The organism is Micromonospora sp. WMMC273, from assembly GCF_027460285.1.
GTDB classification, from domain to species: Bacteria; Actinomycetota; Actinomycetes; order Mycobacteriales; family Micromonosporaceae; genus Micromonospora; species Micromonospora aurantiaca.
In genome coordinates, this window is sequence record NZ_JAPZBE010000001.1 from 2,928,201 (window position 1) to 2,947,370 (window position 19,170).

At 73.9% G+C, this 19,170-nt stretch carries 16 protein-coding genes; 11 read left to right on the forward strand and 5 right to left on the reverse strand.

Translation table 11 applies throughout. The features are described from left to right. Positions 1 to 22 precede the first annotated feature (22 nt). Entirely contained in the window at positions 23 to 217 is a 195-nt protein-coding gene (locus tag O7611_RS13620) for a CsbD family protein (RefSeq protein WP_073829538.1), read from the forward strand. 64 nt (positions 218 to 281) lie between these two features. Here O7611_RS13620 and O7611_RS13625 read toward each other — a convergent pair whose 3' ends face one another. Continuing rightward, positions 282 to 1,688, reverse strand: a complete 1,407-nt coding sequence (locus O7611_RS13625) for a KamA family radical SAM protein (protein ID WP_194802508.1) — start codon at positions 1,686 to 1,688, stop codon at positions 282 to 284. Between the two features lie 143 nt (positions 1,689 to 1,831). Between O7611_RS13625 and O7611_RS13630 the strand changes: the two genes are divergently transcribed. Genes O7611_RS13630 through O7611_RS13655 form a run of 6 tightly spaced genes read left to right on the forward strand, consistent with a single transcriptional unit; the run spans position 1,832 to position 8,503 of the window. After that, entirely contained in the window at positions 1,832 to 2,893 is a 1,062-nt protein-coding gene (locus tag O7611_RS13630; protein ID WP_269696961.1) for a zinc-binding alcohol dehydrogenase, read from the forward strand. Positions 2,894 to 2,897: 4 nt separating this feature from the next. Next, positions 2,898 to 4,469 (forward strand): amidohydrolase, encoded by a 1,572-nt coding sequence (locus O7611_RS13635; protein WP_269696962.1) that lies wholly within the window; start codon positions 2,898 to 2,900, stop codon positions 4,467 to 4,469. Next, complete coding sequence (locus O7611_RS13640; RefSeq protein WP_269696963.1) at positions 4,466 to 6,025, forward strand: lysine 5,6-aminomutase subunit alpha; 1,560 nt, start codon at positions 4,466 to 4,468, stop codon at positions 6,023 to 6,025. Before O7611_RS13635 ends, O7611_RS13640 begins: the two co-directional genes overlap by 4 nt. Next, positions 6,022 to 6,777, forward strand: coding sequence for an OAM dimerization domain-containing protein (locus O7611_RS13645; protein WP_030502414.1), 756 nt, complete (start codon positions 6,022 to 6,024; stop codon positions 6,775 to 6,777). Before O7611_RS13640 ends, O7611_RS13645 begins: the two co-directional genes overlap by 4 nt. Beyond that, positions 6,774 to 7,166, forward strand: coding sequence for a hotdog domain-containing protein (locus tag O7611_RS13650; RefSeq protein ID WP_194802511.1), 393 nt, complete (start codon positions 6,774 to 6,776; stop codon positions 7,164 to 7,166). Before O7611_RS13645 ends, O7611_RS13650 begins: the two co-directional genes overlap by 4 nt. A 14-nt stretch (positions 7,167 to 7,180) precedes the next feature. Then, positions 7,181 to 8,503: a glutamate mutase L gene (locus tag O7611_RS13655; RefSeq protein WP_442929345.1), complete on the forward strand. Its 1,323-nt coding sequence runs from the start codon at positions 7,181 to 7,183 to the stop codon at positions 8,501 to 8,503. A gap of 417 nt (positions 8,504 to 8,920) precedes the next feature. On the opposite strand, the gene O7611_RS13660 is transcribed toward O7611_RS13655, so the two are convergent. From O7611_RS13660 to O7611_RS13670, 3 genes are all read right to left on the reverse strand, one after another. Further along, positions 8,921 to 9,703, reverse strand: a complete 783-nt coding sequence (locus tag O7611_RS13660) for an ABC transporter permease (protein WP_194802513.1) — start codon at positions 9,701 to 9,703, stop codon at positions 8,921 to 8,923. Beyond that, a complete protein-coding gene (locus O7611_RS13665; protein ID WP_269696965.1) occupies positions 9,700 to 10,674 on the reverse strand; it encodes an ATP-binding cassette domain-containing protein in 975 nt (324 codons plus the stop codon). The genes O7611_RS13660 and O7611_RS13665 overlap by 4 nt, the downstream gene beginning before the upstream one ends. 68 nt (positions 10,675 to 10,742) lie before the next feature. Further along, on the reverse strand, positions 10,743 to 13,853 hold the full coding sequence (locus tag O7611_RS13670) for an ATP-binding protein (protein ID WP_269696966.1): 3,111 nt from the start codon (positions 13,851 to 13,853) through the stop codon (positions 10,743 to 10,745). Between the two features lie 110 nt (positions 13,854 to 13,963). Here O7611_RS13670 and lnt point away from each other — a divergent pair, with 110 nt between their 5' ends. From lnt to O7611_RS13685, 3 genes are read left to right on the forward strand one after another with little or no spacing between them, the layout of a single operon-like run. After that, complete coding sequence (gene lnt, locus O7611_RS13675) at positions 13,964 to 15,553, forward strand: apolipoprotein N-acyltransferase (protein WP_194802517.1); 1,590 nt, start codon at positions 13,964 to 13,966, stop codon at positions 15,551 to 15,553. Positions 15,554 to 15,575: 22 nt separating this feature from the next. Continuing rightward, entirely contained in the window at positions 15,576 to 16,367 is a 792-nt protein-coding gene (locus O7611_RS13680; protein WP_194802518.1) for a polyprenol monophosphomannose synthase, read from the forward strand. A 53-nt stretch (positions 16,368 to 16,420) separates the two neighbouring features. Continuing rightward, positions 16,421 to 16,960: an FxsA family protein gene (locus O7611_RS13685; RefSeq protein WP_194802519.1), complete on the forward strand. Its 540-nt coding sequence runs from the start codon at positions 16,421 to 16,423 to the stop codon at positions 16,958 to 16,960. A gap of 162 nt (positions 16,961 to 17,122) precedes the next feature. On the opposite strand, the gene O7611_RS13690 is transcribed toward O7611_RS13685, so the two are convergent. Next, positions 17,123 to 17,464 carry an RNA polymerase-binding protein RbpA gene (locus O7611_RS13690; RefSeq protein ID WP_007070998.1) on the reverse strand — a complete coding sequence of 114 codons (342 nt, stop codon included), beginning with the start codon at positions 17,462 to 17,464 and terminating at the stop codon, positions 17,123 to 17,125. Positions 17,465 to 17,687: 223 nt separating this feature from the next. Here O7611_RS13690 and O7611_RS13695 point away from each other — a divergent pair, with 223 nt between their 5' ends. Continuing rightward, the gene (locus O7611_RS13695) at positions 17,688 to 19,169 is read left to right on the forward strand and encodes a peptide MFS transporter (RefSeq protein WP_194802520.1); all 1,482 of its coding nucleotides are present in this window, start codon (positions 17,688 to 17,690) and stop codon (positions 19,167 to 19,169) included. Position 19,170 lies beyond the last annotated feature (1 nt).

Genomic DNA, 19,170 nt, shown 5'->3' on the forward strand with positions numbered 1-19,170 from the left:
TAGCCGGACGAGGGAGGGCGACATGAGCTTCACCGACAAGGCGAAGAACAAGGCCCAGGAGATGAGCGGCATGGCCAAGGAGCGGATCGGCGACGTGACCGACAACGAGCGGTTGCGGGCCGAGGGCGCCTCCGAGCAGAGCACGGCGCGCGCCCGGCAGGCCGGGGAGCACGCCAAGCAGGCGGGCCGCGACGTCAAGGACGCCTTCAACAAGTGAGTACGCGAAACGGCGGGCCACCTCTTGCAGAGGTGGCCCGCCGTCGTGGGTCTGGCGGCCGAGGTCAGTCGTCGCGGTGCGCCAGCCACCAGGCCTGGCCGGCCTCGGGCAGCGTGTCGATCGGGTCGTAGTAGGCGTAGCGCTTGTTCAGCGCCTCCAGGTCGGCCGACTCGATCGAGGTGCGGTAGTTCTTCGTCCAGTACGAGATGCCGCGCTCACGGTCGTAGTCGGTGAGCATGTGCACCCAGCGCTTGCCGACGAACGGCACGTCGCAGACGATCCGCGGGGTGGCGTAGCCGGGCAGGTAGCCCATGATGTCGTGCTGGAGCTGCTGGGCGTGCCAGACCGGGACGCGCCAGTGCTCGGCGTTGGGGATCATGTCGCACATGTAGAAGTAGTACGGCAGGATGCCCGCCTCGCCCTGGAGCGCGAAGCAGAGGTCCAGCAGGTCGGCGCTGGTGGCGTTGACGCCGCGCATGAGCACGCCCTGGTTGCGGACGTCGCGGACGCCGACGTCGAGCGCGGTCTGTGCGGCCTTGGCGACCAGCGGGGTCAGCGACTGGGCGTGGTTGACGTGGGTGTGGATGGCCAGGTTGACGCCGCGGCGGGCGGCGGTGCGGGCGACGCGTTCGAGGCCCTCGACCACGTCGGGCTGGAGCCAGTGCTGGGGCAGGCCCATGAGTGCCTTGGTGGCGAGCCGGATGTCGCGGATCGTCTCGATCTCCAGCAGGCGCATCAGGTACGACTCGAGGTTGCGCCACGGCACGTTGGCGACGTCGCCGCCGGAGACGACAACGTCACGCACACCGGGGTGGGCCTTGAGGTAGGTGATGTGGGCGTCGTAGCGGTCGACCGGCTTGAGGGTGAGCTTGAGCTTGTCGACGGCGGGGGTGGAGTTGCCGACGAGGTCCATGCGGGTGCAGTGGCCGCAGTACTGCGGACAGGTGGAGAGCAGCTCGGCGAGGACCTTTGTGGGGTAGCGGTGGGTGAGACCCTCGGCGACCCACATGTCGTGCTCGTGGAGGCTGTCGCGGCTGGCGTACGGGTGGGACGGCCAGTCGGTGCGCCGGTCGGAGGCGACCGGGATCATGTAGCGGCGGATCGGGTCGGCGAGCAGCGCCTCGGTGCTCATCGGCTCAAACGGCACCATGGTGTTGAGCATCTGCGGCGGCACCAGCATGGACATGGTGGCCAGCGCCTTCTGGTCGGCCTCCAGGTCGGCGTAGAAGGTCTCGTCGACGGTGTCGCCGAGGACGGCGCGCAACTGCTTGATGTTCTTGACGCAGTTGACCCGTTGCCACTGGGCGCTCTCCCACTGTTCGCGGGTGATGTGGCGCCAGCCGGGGAAGCGGGTCCAGTCGGGTTCGACGAGGGGCGCGCGGCGGTATTCGTAGGGCTGTCCGGCGGTCGGGACGGCGACCGGCGCGGGGCGGGGCGTCGGGATGGTCTCCACCGGTTGGGTCTGGGTCACGGCCCCTCCTCGTCAGCGTGCGGGTTGATCAACGGATGCGTAGGCTACTGGAAAATCTGCGGTGAAGAAATTAGTCTGCCGGAAGTTTTCCCGCGACGCGACCCCTGGCCGGGGGTTCGGGCGGCTGGACATAGGGGGTCGGCGTGACGTCACCGGTGGGTCTGCACCGAGTCGTGGAACCGGTGGGTGTGCTCCCGCAGGCGGCCTGGCGGCTGGACCCGGACCCGCGGATCGCGGCGAACGAGGTGCGGATCCGGGTCGAGCGGCTGAACCTGGACGCGGCGAGTTTCCGGCAGTTGGCGGAGAAGCACGGCGGCGACGGGGAGAAGGTCCGCGCCGAGGTGCTGGAGATCGTGTCGGCCCGGGGGAAGATGCAGAACCCGGTGACCGGTTCCGGCGGCATGCTGATCGGCACCGTCGAGGAGGCGGGCCGCCGCTCGCCGCTGGGGCTGAAGGCGGGTGACCGGGTGGCGACGCTCGTGTCGCTGACGCTGACGCCGCTGACGATCACCGACGGGCTGGCCCGCTGGGACGGGCGCAGCGAGCAGGTGCCGTGCGACGGGTACGCGATCCTGTTCGCCCGGTCGATCGCGGCGGTGCTGCCGCCGGACCTGCACCCCGAGCTGTCCCTGGCGGTGCTGGACGTGTGCGGGGCGCCGGCGTTGACGGCGCGGGTGGTGGCCGAGCAGGTGGCGCGGCGCTCGCGTGAGGGTGATCCGCGTCCGGTGTCGGTGGCGGTGATCGGTGGGGCCGGCAAGAGCGGGTCGTTGTCTCTCGCGGCGGCGCGGCGGGCGGGTGCCGCCCGTACCGTCGGGGTGGTTCCGGTGGACTCGGAGCGGGACGCGCTGACGGCGGTCGGGCTGGCCGACGTGGTGGCGCTGGCGGACGCGCGGGATCCGGTGGGGCTGTCGACGGCGGTGACGACGGCGCTGGGTGTGCCGGCAGACGTGACTGTGGTGTGCGTGGACGTGCCGGGGTGTGAGCACGGCGCGGTGCTGGCCACGGCGGACGGCGGTACGGTGATCTTCTTCTCGATGGCGACGAGCTTCGCGGCGGCGGCGCTTGGTGCGGAGGGCCTGGCGGCGGACGTGACGATGCTGGTGGGCAACGGGTACGTGCCGGGACACGCGGCGCTGGCGCTGGATCTGTTGCGGGCCGAGCCGGGGGTGCGCGGCCTGTTCGAGGCGCGTCTGACGGCAGACTGAGACCATGACGAACCCCTCGACGCTGTATCGCGGCGGAGTGCTGCACTGTCCGGCCGACCCGAGCGCGACGGCGCTGCTGGTACGGGACGGGCGGATCGCCTGGTTGGGAACCGACGCGGAGGCGCCGCGGGCGGACCGGGTGGTGGAGCTGGGCGGTGCGCTGGTGACGCCGGCGTTCGTTGACGCGCACGTGCACGCGACCGACACCGGGTTGGCGTTGTCGGGGCTGGATCTGTCGGCGGTGCGGTCGGCGGATGGGCTGCTGGAGGCGGTGTCGGCGTTCGCGGCGGGCCTGCCGGGTGACGCGGTGGTGCTGGGGCACGGCTGGGACGAGTCGGGCTGGGCGGACGCGACGTTGCCGGACGCCGCGGCGCTGGACCGGGCGGCCGGTGGGCGGCGGGTGTATCTGTCGCAGGCGTCGATCCATTCGGCGCTGGTGTCGGCGGCGCTGCTGGCTGCGTGCCCGCAGGTGGTGTCGGCGGCCGGGTACGAGGCGTCGGGGTGGCTGCGGCGCGACGCGCATCACGTGGTGCGGGCGGCGGCGTTCGCGTCGGTGACGCGGGCGCAGCGGGTGGCGGCGCAGCGGCGGGCCCTGGAGCACGCGGCGTCGCTGGGTATCGCGGCGGTGCACGAGTGCGGTGGTCCGGACATCTCCGACGAGGAGGACTTCACCGGGCTGCTGGCGATCTCGGGGGCGGGGGTGCCGGAGGTGTACGGGTACTGGGGTGAGCTACTGGGTGCGGCGAAGGCCCGGGAGTTGGGCGCGGTGGGCGCGGGTGGTGACCTGTTCGCCGACGGGGCGCTGGGGTCGCGGACGGCGCACGTGTCGGCGGCGTACCTGGACGGTGAGGCGGGGGCGTGCGGGCACGGGTACGTGTCGGCGGAGCAGGTGCGTGATCATCTGCTTGATTGTGCGGCGCACGGGTTGCAGGGCGGGTTCCACGCGATCGGGGACGCGGCGATCGGGACGGTGCTCGCGGGGTTCGGGCTGGCGGCCCGGTCGGTGGGTGTGGACCGGTTGCGGGCGGCCCGGCACCGGGTGGAGCACGCGGAGATCATGAGCAAGGCGTTGATCGCCGGGTTCGTGGAGTACGGGATCGTGGCGTCGATGCAGCCGGCGTTCGACAGGTTGTGGGGCGGCGCGGGCCGGATGTACGAGTCGCGGCTGGGGTTGGCGCGGTCGCTGGAGTCGAATCCGATGGGTGCGATGCACGGCGTCGGGGTGGCGCTTGCGTTCGGGTCGGATGCGCCGGTGACGCCGCTGGATCCGTGGGGGTCGGTGCGGGCGGCGGCGGCGCATCACAACCCGGCGCAGCGGATGAGTGTGCGGGCGGCGTTCGCGGCGCACACGCGCGGCGGCTGGCGGGCGGTGCACCTGGACAACGAGGGTGTGCTGGCGTTGGGGGCGCCGGCGACGTTCGCGGTGTGGGACACCCCGGCGGGCGTCGAGCGGGGGCTGCCGGTGGTGCTGGCCGAGGATCCGGAGTTGCGGGGCGCGGACGATCCGACGCCGCTGCCGGTGTGCCGGGCCACTGTGTTGCGCGGTGACGTGATCTATCAGGAAGGGTCTTCGTGACAGGGAAGCTTGGGCTGGATCCGGCGCTGGTGGCGCGGGCGCGGGAGTTGGCGCGCCGCGCCGGGCAGCCGGTGGTGGATCTGGCGCGTAGTCACACCACGGTGTCGGTGGAGCGGGCGGTGCTGCGGCTGGCCGGGGTGACCGGCGCGGACCCGGACGGTATTCCGTGGGTGAACCGGCTCGTGGACGCGGTGGTCGCGGACGTGGGGCTGGGGCACGGGGTGGCGGCGCCGGTGTTCGACGCGCTGGCGCGTGAGGGCATCACGGATGTGACGTTGCTGGCGCAGAAGGCGGCGGCCGGGTCGGTGCGGTTCGCGCAGCCGTCGGGGAAGGCGGCGACGGCTGCGCGGCGGGCGTCGCGTAAGGCGGTCGCGGCGGGGATCCGCAGTATCGACCGGCGGCGCGCGGAGCGGGACCGCCTCGTCAAGCGGTTCGGGGATCCGGCGCGGCGGCCGTGGATCTACCTGATCGTGGCGACGGGTGACATCTATGAGGACATTCCGCAGGCGCAGGCGGCGGCGCGGGCCGGCGCGGACGTGATCGCGGTGATCCGGTCGACGGGGCAGTCGCTGCTGGACTACGTGCCGGAGGGGGCGACCCGGGAGGGGTTCGCCGGCACGTACGCGACGCAGGAGAACTTCCGGTTGATGCGGGCGGCGCTGGACGAGTCGTCGCGGGAACTGGGCCGGTACGTGCGGCTGACGAACTACGCGTCGGGTCTGTGCATGCCGGAGATGGCGACGCTGGCCGGGTTGGAGCGTCTGGACATGATGCTCAACGACTCGATGTACGGGATCCTGTTCCGTGACATCAACCCGATCCGTACGTTCGTGGACCAGCGGTTCTCGCGGCAGGTGCACGCGAGGGCGGGGATCATCATCAACACCGGTGAGGACAACTACCTGACCACCGCTGATGCGGTGGACGAGGCGCACACGGTGACGGTGTCGCAGTTGCTGAACGAGTTCTTCGCGCACGAGGCGGGGCTGGCGGACTGGCAGCTGGGGCTGGGGCACGCGTTCGAGATCAACCCGGATGTGCCGGAGTCGTTCCGGTTGGAGCTGGCGCACGCGTTGCTGGCGCGGGAGTTGTTCCCGGACGCGCCGTTGAAGTGGATGCCGCCGACGAAGCACATGACCGGGGACGTGTTCCGGGGCAACCTGCTGGACGGGTTCTTCAACCTGGTGGGCACGATGACCGGGCAGGGGATTCTGCTGGTGGGGATGATGACCGAGGCGGTGGTGACGCCGTGGTTGTCGGACCGGGACATCGCCCTGCAGAACGTGCGGTACGTGCTGGGCGCGGCGGGCGGGTTGCACGAGGACTTCGTGCCGGCGCCGGGCGGGTTCATCCAGGAGCGGGCGCACCGGGTGCTCGGTGAGGCGGTGGACCTGCTGGAGCGCATCGGGGACCAGTCGTTGCTGACGGCGATCGCCGAGGGCACGTTCGGGATCATGAAGCGGCCGGCGGACCGCGGGAAGGGCCTGTCCGGGGTGGCGCGGCACGAGGCGGACTACTACAACCCGGCCACGGAGATCCTGGAGCAACCCTCATGAGCGAGAAGACGGTCGTGCGGCCGTACGGGGACACCACCGGTGACGGCATGGTGCAGGTGTCGTTCACGTTGCCGGTGCCGCACGACAAGCGGGCCGAGGGCGCGGCGGTGCAGCTGGCAAACAAGATGGGCATGGACCCGGCGATGCTGGTGCACGCCAAGCCGATCGGTGACGGGTTCACGTTCTTCGTGGTGTACGGGCGGGTGAACCACCTGGTGGACCTGGCGAAGGTGCAGGTGGTGGAGCGCGACTATCCGCTGCTGTCGGCCAAGGAGGTCAACGCGGTGGTGAAGCGGCAGTTGCGCCGCAAGCTGTCGGTGGTGGGCGCCTGCATCGGCACCGACGCGCACACCGTGGGCATCGACGCGATCCTCAACGTCAAGGGCATCGCCGGCGAGAAGGGCCTGGAGTACTACCGGGAGCTGAAGGTCACGAACCTGGGCGCGCAGGTGAGCGTGCCGGAGCTGGTCGAGGCGGCCCGGCGGGAACGCGCCGACGCGGTGCTCGTGTCGCAGGTGGTGACGCAGCGCGACGCGCACCTGCACAACACGCGGGAGATGTCGGCGGCGTTCCGGGAGGCGATGCCGGCCGGGCGGCGGCCGCTGCTGATCGTCGGCGGGCCGCGGTTCGACGAGACGATGACCGGTGAGCTGGGCGTGGACCGGATCTTCGGCCGTGGCACCACCCCGGGTGAGGTCGCCAGTTACCTCGTCCACGCTTTGATCACCTCCAGGAAGGCGAACGTCGCATGAGCGATCCGCGTGTCGGTCTGACAGTCACCCACCGCCGGTATGTGCCGTACTCCCACGCCCACTACGCGGGCAACCTGGTCGACGGGGCGTACGCGCTGGGGTTGTTCGGGGACGTGGCGACCGAGGTGTGCATCCGCACCGACGGCGACGAGGGGTTGTTCGCCTCGTACGCCGACGTGCAGTTCCGGGCGCCGATGAGGGCCGGTGACGTGCTGGAGGTGACGGCGACGGTGACCCGGGTGGGCACCCGCAGCCGCACCATCGACTTCGCCGCGACCGTGGTGTGCCGGGGCCGCCCGGACAGGGGCGAGTCGGCCGCCGAGGTGCTCGACGAGCCGATCGTGGCGGTCACCGCGACCGGCACGGTGGTCGTGCCAAGTCCGGCGTGAGCCCGAGGAGCGTCGTGTGCGCCGATGTCGGGTCGACGTACACGAAGGCCGCGGTGGTGGACCTCGACGGCGGCCGGCTGGTCGCGGCGGCGTCGGCGCCCACCACGGTGGGCACTGACGTCCTGCACGGCCTGGACGCCGCGGTCGGCGCGGCCACCGCGTCGGCCGGGGTCGCTGAGGTTCCCCGGTACGTGTGTTCGTCGGCCGGGGGTGGGCTGCGCCTGGCGGTGGTGGGTTACGAGCCGCTCGTGACCGCTCAGGCGGGCCGGCGGGTCGGTCTGTCGGCGGGCGCGAACGTGGTGCACGTGGCCGCGGGTCGGCTCGCCGGGGCGGACGTGGCGGCGTTGCGGGCGGCCCGCCCGGACGTGGTGCTGCTGGTGGGCGGCACCGACGGCGGCGACGCCGAGACGGTGACGCACAACGCGACGCGGCTGGCGAAGGCCCGCTTGCGGGTGCCGGTGGTCCTGGCGGGCAACGCCGACGTGCGCGACGAGCTGCACGCGCTGCTGGCCGGTGCGGGGGTGCCGGTGACGGTGGCGGACAACGTGCTGCCCCGCATCGGGGTGCTGGAGCCGACGTCGGCGCGGGCGGCGATCCGGGAGGTGTTCCTGCGGCACGTCATCGGCGGCAAGAAGCTGTCCCGGGGTACCCGGTTCGCGCGGCTGGTCCGCGCCGCCACCCCCGACGCGGTGCTCACCGGCGTGGAGGTCCTCGCCGGCACGCTCGGCGGTGACCTCGCGGTGGTGGACGTCGGTGGGGCGACCACCGACGTGTACTCGGTGCTCACGCCCGACGAGCGGGACAGCGGCCCCAGTCAGGAGGTCGCCGGGACGCTGTGGCGGGCCCGCACCGTCGAGGGGGATCTGGGCATGCGGTGGAGCGCGCCGGGTGTGGTGCGCGCCGCGGCCGAGGAGCGGCTGCTGGACGCGGCCGAGGAGGCGGAGCTGACGGTCGCGGCGGCGGTACGGGCCGCCGACCCGGGGTTCCTGCCCGCCGGTGACGGTGAGCGGGCCGTGGACCGGCGCATCGCGGCCCTCGCCGCGACTGTGGCGTTGCGGCGGCACGCGCGTGGTGCGGCGACGGGGGAGCGGGCCGGGCGGGACCTGCGGGAGGTGAAGCTGCTCGTCGGTTCCGGCGGGGTGCTGCGGCACGCCGACCCGGGCGACGCGGCGGCGGTGCTCGACGCGGTGCTCACCGACCACGCCGGCGGGTGGGCGTTGCCGCGGGCGGCCCGCCCGGTCGTCGACGTGGACTACGTGCTGGCCGCCGCGGGGCTGCTCGCCGACGACCATCCGGGTGCGGCGGCGGCCATGCTGCGGCACCACCTCGGCGCCTGAACCGGCCTCACGAATCGAGACGCGCCGACGCGACACGCCGTGTCGCAACACACGACAGGCCCGGGTGGGTTGACAGCGGCGGGGGTCTACGCCGTACCGTCTTTGAGTCCTACCACGGGAAGCGGCTGTTGTTCGCTTCGTCCCTTCGTCCGCTGGCCGAGCGACCGGAAGGTTGCGGCGGCCAGGTCCAGCGGGCGGGGGTCGGCGGGGCGGCGCGAACCGGCCGCGGTTACCGGTGTACGGGCAGGATGAGAGGCACGGCCAGTAGACAACGGCCAGGCGGGGGCAGCCAGTCCACGTCGGGTCGGTCCGAAGGTCGGCGCCGATCGTCTTCGCCCCACCGGCCGGGAAGGGCCTGGGAGCATCGGGGCGCGGCTTCGGCCGCGCCCCGATTTCATCCCCCCGATGGTCCCCGTGTCAGCGGCCCAGCCGCCGGTAGCGGCGCACCGCCGCGGGGGCGGCCACCGCGATCAGCGCCAGCGGCCAGGCGATCGCCAGTTCCAGCGCGTGCCGGGCCGGCCATGAGTCGCCGCTCAGGCCCGGGTTGCCGAACAGGTCCCGGGCCGCCGCCACCGTGGCCGACAGCGGGTTCCAGGCGGCGATCGCGCCCAACCAGTCCGGCATCAGCTCCGGCGCGACGAACACGTTGGACAGGGCGGTCAGCGGGAACGCCAGCGGGAACACCACCACCGCTACCGTGTCCGGGTTCGGCACGAGCAGCCCGAACAGGATGCCCACCCAGGTCATCGCGACGCGCAGCAGCAGGATCAGCGCCACCGCGGCCAGTGCCGGGCCGGCGCCCTCGCGCCACTGCCAGCCGACCAGCAGCCCGCACACCACCAGCGTGGTCATCTCCAGGCAGGCCCGTACCAGGTCGGCGCCGGCGCGGCCGGACAGCAGCGCCGAACGGGCCATCGGCAGGGACCGGAACCGGTCCACCACACCCCGGCCGGCGTCGGCCGCGATCGCCGACGCGGTCGCGCCGAGGCCGTACAGCATCGTCATGACGAACACGCCCGGCAGCAGGAACTCCCGGTAGCTGCCGTCGCCCGGCACGGACATGCCGCTGCCGAACACGTAGCCGAACACCAGCACGAACATGATCGGCAGGCTGAAGTAGATGATGATCTCCTCGGGGGCGCGGACCACGTGCCGCATGTTCCGCCCGGCCATCAGCCACCCGTCGGTCAGCGCCCTCACGACGCCACCCCCACCCGCTGTGCGTCTGCGTGGCCGCCGGTGAGCCGCAGGAACGCCTCGTCCAGTGTGGGACGGCGGACCAGGACGTCGTCCACGGCGATCCCGGCGTCGTCGAGGGCCCGCAGCACGGCGGTGAGCACGGCGATCCGGTCGGCCACCGGCGCGTCCACGCGCCGCAGCTCGACGTCAACAGTCGCGGTCGTGCCGGTGGCGCGTTCCACGACGGCTGCCGCCGCGGGCAGGTCCGCCGCGTCGCGGACCACCAGTTCCAGCCGGTCGGCGCCGATGCGGGCCTTCAGCCGCTCCGGGGTGCCCTCGGCCACGACCCGGCCGGAGTCGATGACGCACACCCGGTCGGCGAGATGGTCGGCCTCCTGCAGGTACTGGGTGGTCAGCAGCACGGTGGTGCCGTCGGCGACCAGTTCCCGCACCGCCGTCCACAGGCCGTTGCGGCTGCGCGGGTCCAGGCCGGTGGTCGGCTCGTCGAGGAACAGCACCCGCGGCGGCACCACCAGGCTCGCCGCCAGGTCCAGGCGGCGGCGCATCCCACCGGAGTAGCCGCCGGCCGACCGGTCGGCGGCCTCGGTCAGGCCGAACCGGTCCAGCAGCTCGTCGGCGCGGCCGCGGGCCCGGCGCGCGGACAGCCGGCGCAGCCGCCCGAACAGCACCAGGTTCTGCCGTCCGTTGAGCACCTCGTCGACCGCCGCGTACTGCCCGGTCAGGCTGATCGCCTCACGAACCCGGTCCGGTTCGGCGGCGACGTCATGCCCGGCCACCCGGGCCCGGCCGGCGTCGAAACGCAGCAGCGTGGTGAGGATCCGCACCGCCGTGGTCTTGCCCGCCCCGTTCGGGCCGAGCACGCCGTACACGGTGCCGGCCGGCACGGCCAGGTCGAAGCCGTCCAGCGCGGTGGTGCGTCCGTACGTTTTTCGTATCCCGTCGGCCAGTACGGCCGTCGCGTCGTCGGTCATGGCGGTCAGCGTCACCGGCGGCGCTGACCGGGCGCGTACCGCGCGCGCACCGGGCGGCGCCGCGCCGGTCAGCGCCCGTCGACCAGTGCCAGCGCCCGCTGCCGGGGCAGGTCCGCACCCCGGGCGTACGCGGTGGCGAACGCCGCCTCACCCAGGTGTTCCCGCAGCTCGGCGGCGGTGGGTGTGCCGGCCGGGGCGTCGGCCGCGCCGGTGCCGGCCAGCAGCGCCGCCGCCGCGCCCAGCAGCCGGGCCGCCGACTCGGGATCGCCGTCGCGCAGCAGCGGCCCGGCCAGCCCGTCCGCGGCGGCGGCCACCACCGGCACGTCCCACACCCCGACACCGGCGGTGAGGACCTGCCGGTAGTGGGCGCGGGCCCCGGCCGGGTCGCCGGTGGCGTCGGCGAGCTGCCCGAGCGTCACCAGCGCCGCGAGCCGCACCACATCGGCGCCGAACCAGCCCGACGGGCACTCCGCGACCGCCCGCTCGCACAACGTCCGTGCCCGCTGCGGGTCGCCGTCACGGCGGGCGATCTCGCCGAGCCCCAGGTACGCGGCGGCGACCAGCTCCGGCGCGCCGGCCGGCCCGGCGATGCGCCGCACCCGCCGGAAGTCCTCGGCCGCGCCGGTCAGGTCACCGGCGGCGAGCCGCCCGTCGGCGCGGGTCCGCAGCAGTTCCGCCAGGTCCAGCGTGGAGCCGAGCTGCTCGGCCAGCTCCAGCGCCTCCGCCATCGGCGCGGCCGCCGACGCGACGTCACCGGTGCGGTAGGCGGCCTCGGCGTGGGTGGACAGCGTCACGATCATGCCCCAGCGGTCGTCGAGGGCCCGGAAACCGGCGAGCGCGCCGTCCAGGTCGGCGTGGGCCTGGGCGTGACGGCCGTGCAGCAGACTGACCATCGCGGTGCCCAGGCGGCCCAGCGCCCGGCTCCACGGGTCGGTGCCGAGCAGCCGGTCCCGGACGGCCTGCTCGTGCAGCGCCGCCGCGTCCTGCGGCGACGGCGGGCCGCTGGCCATGCCGGACAGGTAGAGCAGGAACGGATGCCGGGGCGGCCGGGCCAGGGTCCACAGGATCCGCGACGCGGCGTCCACGTCGCCGCGCTCGCCGCCGCCGGCGAGCGTGGCGACCAGCAGGGCCAGCGCGTACTCCTCGGCCAGGCCGTCGGGCGGGCCGCCGAGCCGGTCGACCAGCCGCCGGGCCAGCGCCGCGCCCTCCCCGCGCAGGCCCCGCAGCCACCAGTAGAACGCCAGCGCCGCGACCAGCCGCAACCCGGTCGCGGTGTCCGCGTGTCGCAGCGCCGCGTGCAGGTCGTCGCGGGCGGCGTCGAGGCGGCGCAGCCACCGCTCCTGACCACCGCCGCGCAGCGCCGCGTCGCCGGCCTGTGCCAGATCCAGGAAGTACGCGGCATGCGCGTCGCGCACCCGCCCGGTGTCGCCGTGCTCGGCCAGCCGGGCCGCCGCGAACTCGCGGATCGTCTCCAGCATCCGGTAGCGCCCGCCGGTGGCCTCCACCAGCGACTTGTCCACCAGGCCGGTAAGCACGTCCAGGACGTCACCGGCGTCCGGCGCGCACACCGCCTGCACGGCGGCCAGGTCGGCGGCGCCGGCGAACACGCTCATCCGGGCGGCCAGCCGCCGCTCCGGCTCGTCGAGCAGGTCCCAGCTCCACCCGACGACCGCCTCCAGCGTGCGGTGGCGGGGCGCCGCGGTGCGGTCGCCGCGGCGCAGCAGCCGGAACCGGTCGTCGAGCCGGGCCGCGACCTGCGTCACCGGCAGGGCCCGCAGCCGCGCCGCGGCCAGCTCCAGGGCCAGCGGCAGCCCGTCGAGGGTACGGCAGATCCGCAGCACCGCCGGGGTGGTGGCGTCGTCGAGGGTGAACCCGGGCGACACGTCGGCGGCGCGGTCGGTGAACAGCCGCACCGCCGGGTACGCGGCAGCCGCCTGCGGCGCGGCCGGCCCGTCCGGGGCGGGCAGCCCACCGACCGGGCACAACGCCTCGCCGGTGAGGCCCAGCGGTTCCCGGCTGGTGGCGAGCACCCGCAGTCCGGGCGCGGCGGCGAGCAGCCGGCCGGCCAGCCGGGCCGCGTCGTCGATCACGTGCTCGCAGTTGTCCAGCACCAGCAGCAGCCGCCGGTCGGCCAGCGCCGCCACCAGCCGGCCGGTCAGGTCGGCGGGGCCGCCGGGGGTGCGCAGGGCGGCGTCGCGCAGGTCCAGCGCGGCCAGCACCGCGGGCGCGACCGGCGCGCCGGTGGCCACGGCGGTCAGCTCCACCAGGCACACCGGCCCGTCGCGGCCGGACGCGACGGTGGTGGCCAGGCGGGTCTTGCCGGCGCCGCCCGGGCCGTGCAGGGTGACCAGCCGCGCCGCGCCGAGCAGTTCGTGCACCCGCCGTAGCTCCGGTTCCCGGCCGACGAAGCTGGTGAGCGGGCTGGGCAGCCGGACGGCCGGCGCGGGCTCGTCGCGCAGCAGCGCCGTGTGCAGCGCGGCCAGTTCCGCCGACGGGTCGGTGCCCAGTTCCTCGGCCAGCACCCGGCGGGCATCGGCGTAGACGGCGAGCGCCTCGGCGCGGCGGCCGGCACCGTGCAGGGCCCGCATCAGCTGCCCGTACAGCCGTTCCCGCAGCGGATGCGCCGCCACCAGGTCCCGCAGCTCGGCGATCAGCGGCGCCCCGGCTGGCGCCAGCGCCAGCTCCGCCTCGACCCGGTCCTCGACCGCGGCCAGCCGCGCCTGCCGCAGCCGGGCCGCCTCGGCGTCGGCGAACGGCGCGCCGGTCACGTCCGCGAGGGGTTCGCCGCGCCACAGCCCGAGCGCGTCGCGCAGCAGCGCCGCCGCGCCGGCCGGATCACCGGCGGCGAGCGCCGCCCGCCCGGCCGCGGCCAGCCCGGTGAACCGGTGCACGTCGACGCGCTGCGGGTCGACCGCCAGCCGGTAGCCGGCCGGACCGAACTCGATGTGCGCGTCCGGCAGCAGCCGCCGCAGCCGCGACACCTGCGACTGGAGGGCGTTCGCGGCCTGTTCGGGCGGCCGGTCGCCGTACACGCCGTCGACGAGGCGCTGCGGCGCCACGGTGCGGTCCGCGTCGAGCAGCAGCAGCACCAGCAGCGCGCGCAGCCGCCCACCGGCGACGGGCAGCACGCTGCCGTCGGCCGCGTACGCCTGGGTCGCGCCGAGCACACCGAACCGCATGCGCCCGATTGTCGCCTGTTCCCGCCGCGCCGGTGGCACGCCCCACACCGGTTCGGCCGCCCGCCGGTACGGGCGGGTAGCCTTCGGCCCGTGATCGTGGGGAGAAGCCGGTGACGACGCTGGAGCAGGAGCAGTCGCGCACCATCGCCGAGGGGGCGCGTCCCCTGCCGCTGACGCTCGCCGTGCCGGCCGCCGTGCTGGCCGGGCTGGCGCTGCTGCTGGCGTTCCCACCGTACGGGATGTGGCCGCTCGCGCCGGTCGGGGTGGCGTTGCTGGCCGCCGCGGCGCACCGGCGCCGGCTGCGCGCCGGCGCGGGACTGGGCTTCCTGACCGGGGTGGCGCTGTTCGCGCCGCTGCTGGAGTGGACGAACCTGCACACCGGCTACCTGCCGTGGGCTCTGCTGTCGCTGCTGCAGGCCGCGTACCTGGCGCTGCTGGGCGCCGCCACCGCCTGGGTGTCGCCGCTGGCCGACCGGCACCGGGCGTCGTGGCCGCTGCTCACCGGTGTGCTGTGGGTGGGGCAGGAGGCGCTGCGTGACCGCACCCCGTTCGGCGGGTTCCCGTGGGGCCGGCTGGCGTTCAGCCAGGACACGTCGCCGCTGCTGAAGCTCGCCGCGCTCGGCGGCGCTCCGCTGGTCACGTTCGCCGTCGCGGTCGCCGGTGGGCTGCTGGTCACCGCCGCGTGGCGGGACTGGCGGCGTGCGCCCGGGCAGTGGCGGCCGGTCGCCGGGCTCACCGCCGCGCTGGTGGCGCTGCTCGCCGCCGGCACGGCCGTGCCGACCGGGGTACGCGGCGCGGGCGACACCGTCACCGTCGCGATCGTGCAGGGCAACGTGCCGCGCCTCGGGCTGGACTTCAACGCCCAGCGGCAGGCGGTGCTGAACAACCACGTCGACGCGACGCTGGAGCTGGCGCGGCGGGTCGCCGAGGGCGGCCAGGACCGTCCGGACGTGGTGGTGTGGCCGGAGAACTCCAGCGACATCGACCCGCTGCGCAACCCGGGCGCGGGGGAGCGGATCTCCCAGGCCGCCGACGCGATCGGCGCGCCGATCCTGGTCGGCGCGGTGCTGGTCGGGCCCGGGCCGGGTGAGGTGCGCAACGCGGGGCTGCTGTGGCGGCCGGGCACCGGCCCGGATCTGGACCAGGTGTACACGAAGCGGCATCCGGTGCCGTTCGCCGAGTACGTGCCGCTGCGCTCCATCGCCCGCAAGGTCAGCTCCCAGGTCGACCGGGTCCGGTCCGATTTCGTAGCCGGTGACCGTCCCGGCGTGCTGAACACCGGCCCGGCCGTGCTCGGCGACGTGATCTGCTTCGAGGTCGCCTACGACGGCATCGTCCGGGACACCGTCACCGGCGGCGCGCAGCTGCTGGTGGTGCAGACGAACAACGCCACGTTCGACGTGGCCGAGGCCCGCCAGCAGCTGGCGATGGTGCGGCTGCGGGCCGTGGAGCACGGCCGGGCCGCGTTGATGGCATCCACTGTCGGTGTGTCCGGGTTCGTTTCCCCGGACGGGCGGGTAGACGGTGCGACCGGGTTCAACACCGCCGCGGTGGTGGTGCGGCAGATGGAACTCGGTGACGGGCGTACCCCGGCGACCACGGCCGGGGTGTGGCCGGAGGTGGCGCTGACGGCGCTGGCGGTCGCGGCCCTGGCCGGCGCGGCCGTGCTGCGCCGCCGCCGGGAGGTCGCTCCCGGCTGAGCCGACGAGAGGCGGTGCGACGGTGGGCGTGGCAGCCGACAGGCGGACGGTCGGCCATCCCGGGGTGGGGCGGGTCCTGGTGGTCATCCCCACCTACAACGAGGCCGACAACGTCGGGCGCATCGTCGCCCGGGTACGCGAGGCGGCACCGGCGGTGGACGTCCTCGTCGCCGACGACAACAGCCCCGACGGCACCGGCGCGATCGCCGACACGATCGCCGACGGCGACCCCGGGGTGCACGTGCTGCACCGGGCCGGCAAGGAAGGACTCGGCGCGGCCTACCTGGCCGGGTTCGCCTGGGCGCGCTCCCGCGGCTACGACGCGGTGGTGGAGATGGACGCCGACGGCTCGCACGCCCCGGAGGATCTGCCGGCGCTGCTGCACGCCGCCCGCGACGCCGACGTGGTGATCGGCTCCCGGTGGACGCGCGGCGCGCGGGTGCTGAACTGGCCGTGGCGGCGGCTGCTGCTGTCCCGGGTCGGCAACCTGTACGCGCGGCTGGCGCTGGGCATGCCGGTCAGCGACGCCACCGGCGGCTACCGGGTGTACCGGTCCAGTGCGCTGGACGCGATCGACCTGGATTCGGTGCGGTCTCAGGGGTACGCGTTCCAGGTGGAGCTGTCGCGGCTGGCGCACCGCGCCGGGGTCCGGATCGTGGAGGTGCCGATCACGTTCGCCGAGCGGGAACACGGCGACAGCAAGATGAGCCCGCTGATCGTGGCGGAGGCGTTGTGGCGGGTCACCCGCTGGGGGGTGCGGGACCGCCTGGCGACCGCTCCTGCCCGCCCGGACGCGCTCGCGCGCTGGCCTTGAGCGAGGGCGTGTCATGCTTGAGGGGCGTGATGACCCCGGGCTGATGAGGTGAGATGCGCCGAGGACTGAAGTACGTACCACCGGCCCTGCTGCTGTTCGCGCTGCTGGAGCTGACCGTTTTCGTGCTGGTCGGCCGGGCCGTCGGGTTCGGCGCGGCGGTGCTGCTGGTGTTCGGGGCGTCCCTGCTGGGGCTGGTGCTGCTGCGCCGCGAGGGCATGCGGGCGTGGCGCGGTTTCCGCGCGGCGGCGCAGGCCGGCCGGCCGCCGGGTGCCGAGGTGACAGACGGCCTCGTCGGTCTGCTGGGTGCGCTGCTGCTGGCTATGCCGGGCCTGGTCAGCGGCGTGGTGGGCCTGCTGTTGCTGGTCCCGCCGCTGCGCCGGCTGGCCGGTGGCGGGGTGCGCCGGGCCACCGAGCGGCGGGTGTCGTCGATGGTCGCCGGTGACCTGTTCGGGCCGCGCCGGGTGCGTGTGTACCGGGGTGCGCCGCAGCCGACCCCGGAGCCCGCTCCGGCCCCGTCGCCTGGTCCCGTGCCGTCGCCGCAGCCGGTCACCGACCCGGGCAAGGCCATCGAGGGCGAGATCGTCGACCGCTGACGCGCGCCCCGCCACCCCGCTCGCTTGATCGACACCAGTTCGGGGAGGTGGCGGCATCAGAGCGCGTGCGATACCGCCACCTCCCCGAACTGGCGGGGCTTCGCCCGGGCAACGACAACGCCCCCGGGTGATCCCGGGGGCGTTTCGGCGCGTTACGGACGGTCAGGCACGACCGCGGCGGGTCCGGACCTCCTGGAGCCGCTCGGCGAGGATGTCCTCCAGCTCGGCGATCGAGCGCCGCTCCAGCAGCATGTCCCAGTGGGTACGCGGCGGCTTGGCCTTCTTCTGCTCCGGCTCGGTGCCGTCGACCAGGCGGGCGACGCTGCCGTCGAACTTGCACTCCCAGGTCGTCGGGACCTCGGCGTCGACGGCGAACGGCACCTCGAACTGGTGGCCCTTGGCGCAGAGGTACTCGCGGGTCTGGCGCGGCGCGAGCTCCGTGTTGCGGTCGGACTCGTAGCTGACCGCTCCCAGCCGGCTACCGCGCAGCATGCGCTCGCCCATGATCGACTTCCCCTCGTTCGTGGTGCTGGTCTTCAGGTGTAACGGCCGGTCACCGCTCGCCCATTCCCGGCCCACGCGGCAGGGCCGTACGCGGGTCGGGAGTGTCAAGGGTAACCGGCCATGACAGCTGCCCGGCGGGGTCGTCCCCGGCCGGGCCGAATCGGTGGAGTGTTTCGCCTGTCAACGGGGATGTTACCCACCTGTTTGCGTGCCGGAGGTGACGATGAGCAGTGACGCGCCGGTCGGGGCCCGACCACCAGCCGGGAAGACCTTCTTCGGTCACCCCCGCGCGCTGTCCACGCTCTTCCTCACCGAGATGTGGGAGCGGTTCAGCTTCTACGGCATGCGGGCGATCCTCGTGCTGTACCTGACCGCCGCGGTCGCCGACGGCGGACTGGACCTCGGCGAGTCCAGCGCCAACGCGGTGTACGGCACCTACAACGCCATGGTCTACCTGATGGCGCTGCCCGGCGGCTGGGTCGCCGACCGGCTGATCGGCGCGCGGCGCAGCGTGCTGTGGGGCGGCGTGGTGATCGCCGCCGGTCACTACGTGATGGCGATCCCTGCCGGGTGGAGCGTGTTCGCCGGCATGGCGCTGATCGTGCTCGGCACCGGCCTGCTCAAACCGAACATCTCCACCATGGTCGGTGACCTGTACGAACGGGACTCGCCGCGCCGCGACGCCGGGTTCTCCATCTTCTACATGGGCATCAACCTGGGCGCGTTCATCGCGCCACTGATCACCGGCTTCCTCGGCGAGAAGATCAACTGGCATCTGGGGTTCGGCGCCGCCGCGGTCGGCATGACCTTCGGCGTGCTCCAGTACGTGCTGGGCCGCCGCAACCTCGGTGACGCCGGCGCGCGTCCGGCGGACCCGCTGCTGGGCGCCGACCGGCGGCGCGCGCTGACCCGCATCGGCGTGGCATCGGTGGTGGTGCTCGCCGTCCTGCTGGTGCTGCTGGTGGCCGGCTGGTTCACCGTCGACACGGTGGTCAACCTGCTCACAGTGGTGACGGTGCTGGTCACCGTCGGCTACTTCGCGCGGATCCTCACCGACCGGGAGATCAGCGACACCGAACGCAGCCGGATGAAGGCGTACGTGTGGCTGTTCCTGTTCGCCGCCTCGTTCTGGCTCATCTACGACCAGGCCGGGTCGGTGCTGAACATCTTCGCCGCCGACCAGACCGACAGGTCGGTGGGCGGGTTCACGTTCCCGGCGTCCTGGTTGCAGTCGGTGAATCCGATCCTCATCATCATCGGCGCGCCGCTGGCCGCCGCGCTGTGGCTCAAACTCGGCCACCGGGTGTCCACGCCCACGAAGTTCGCCGTCGGCCTGGTACTCAACGGCCTGTCGTTCGTACTGATGGCCGCCGCCGCGCAGGCCGCCGTCGGCGGCGACCTGGTCTCACCGCTGTGGCTCGTCGCGGTGTACGCGGTCCAGGTCGCCGGTGAGCTGTCCCTGAGCCCGGTCGGCCTGTCCGCCACCACGAAACTCGCCCCGGTGAAGTACGCGAGCCAGATGCTGGGCCTGTGGTTCCTCGCCACCGCCGTCGGCGACGCCATCGGCGGCCAGGTGGCCCGGCTGGCCGGCACGTGGTCCCAGCCGGTGTACTTCCTGACCTTCGGGCTGGCCTCGGTGGTGCTGGGCCTGGCCGCGGTGATGTTCACCCGCCAGATCCGGCACCTGATGGCCGGCATCCACTGAC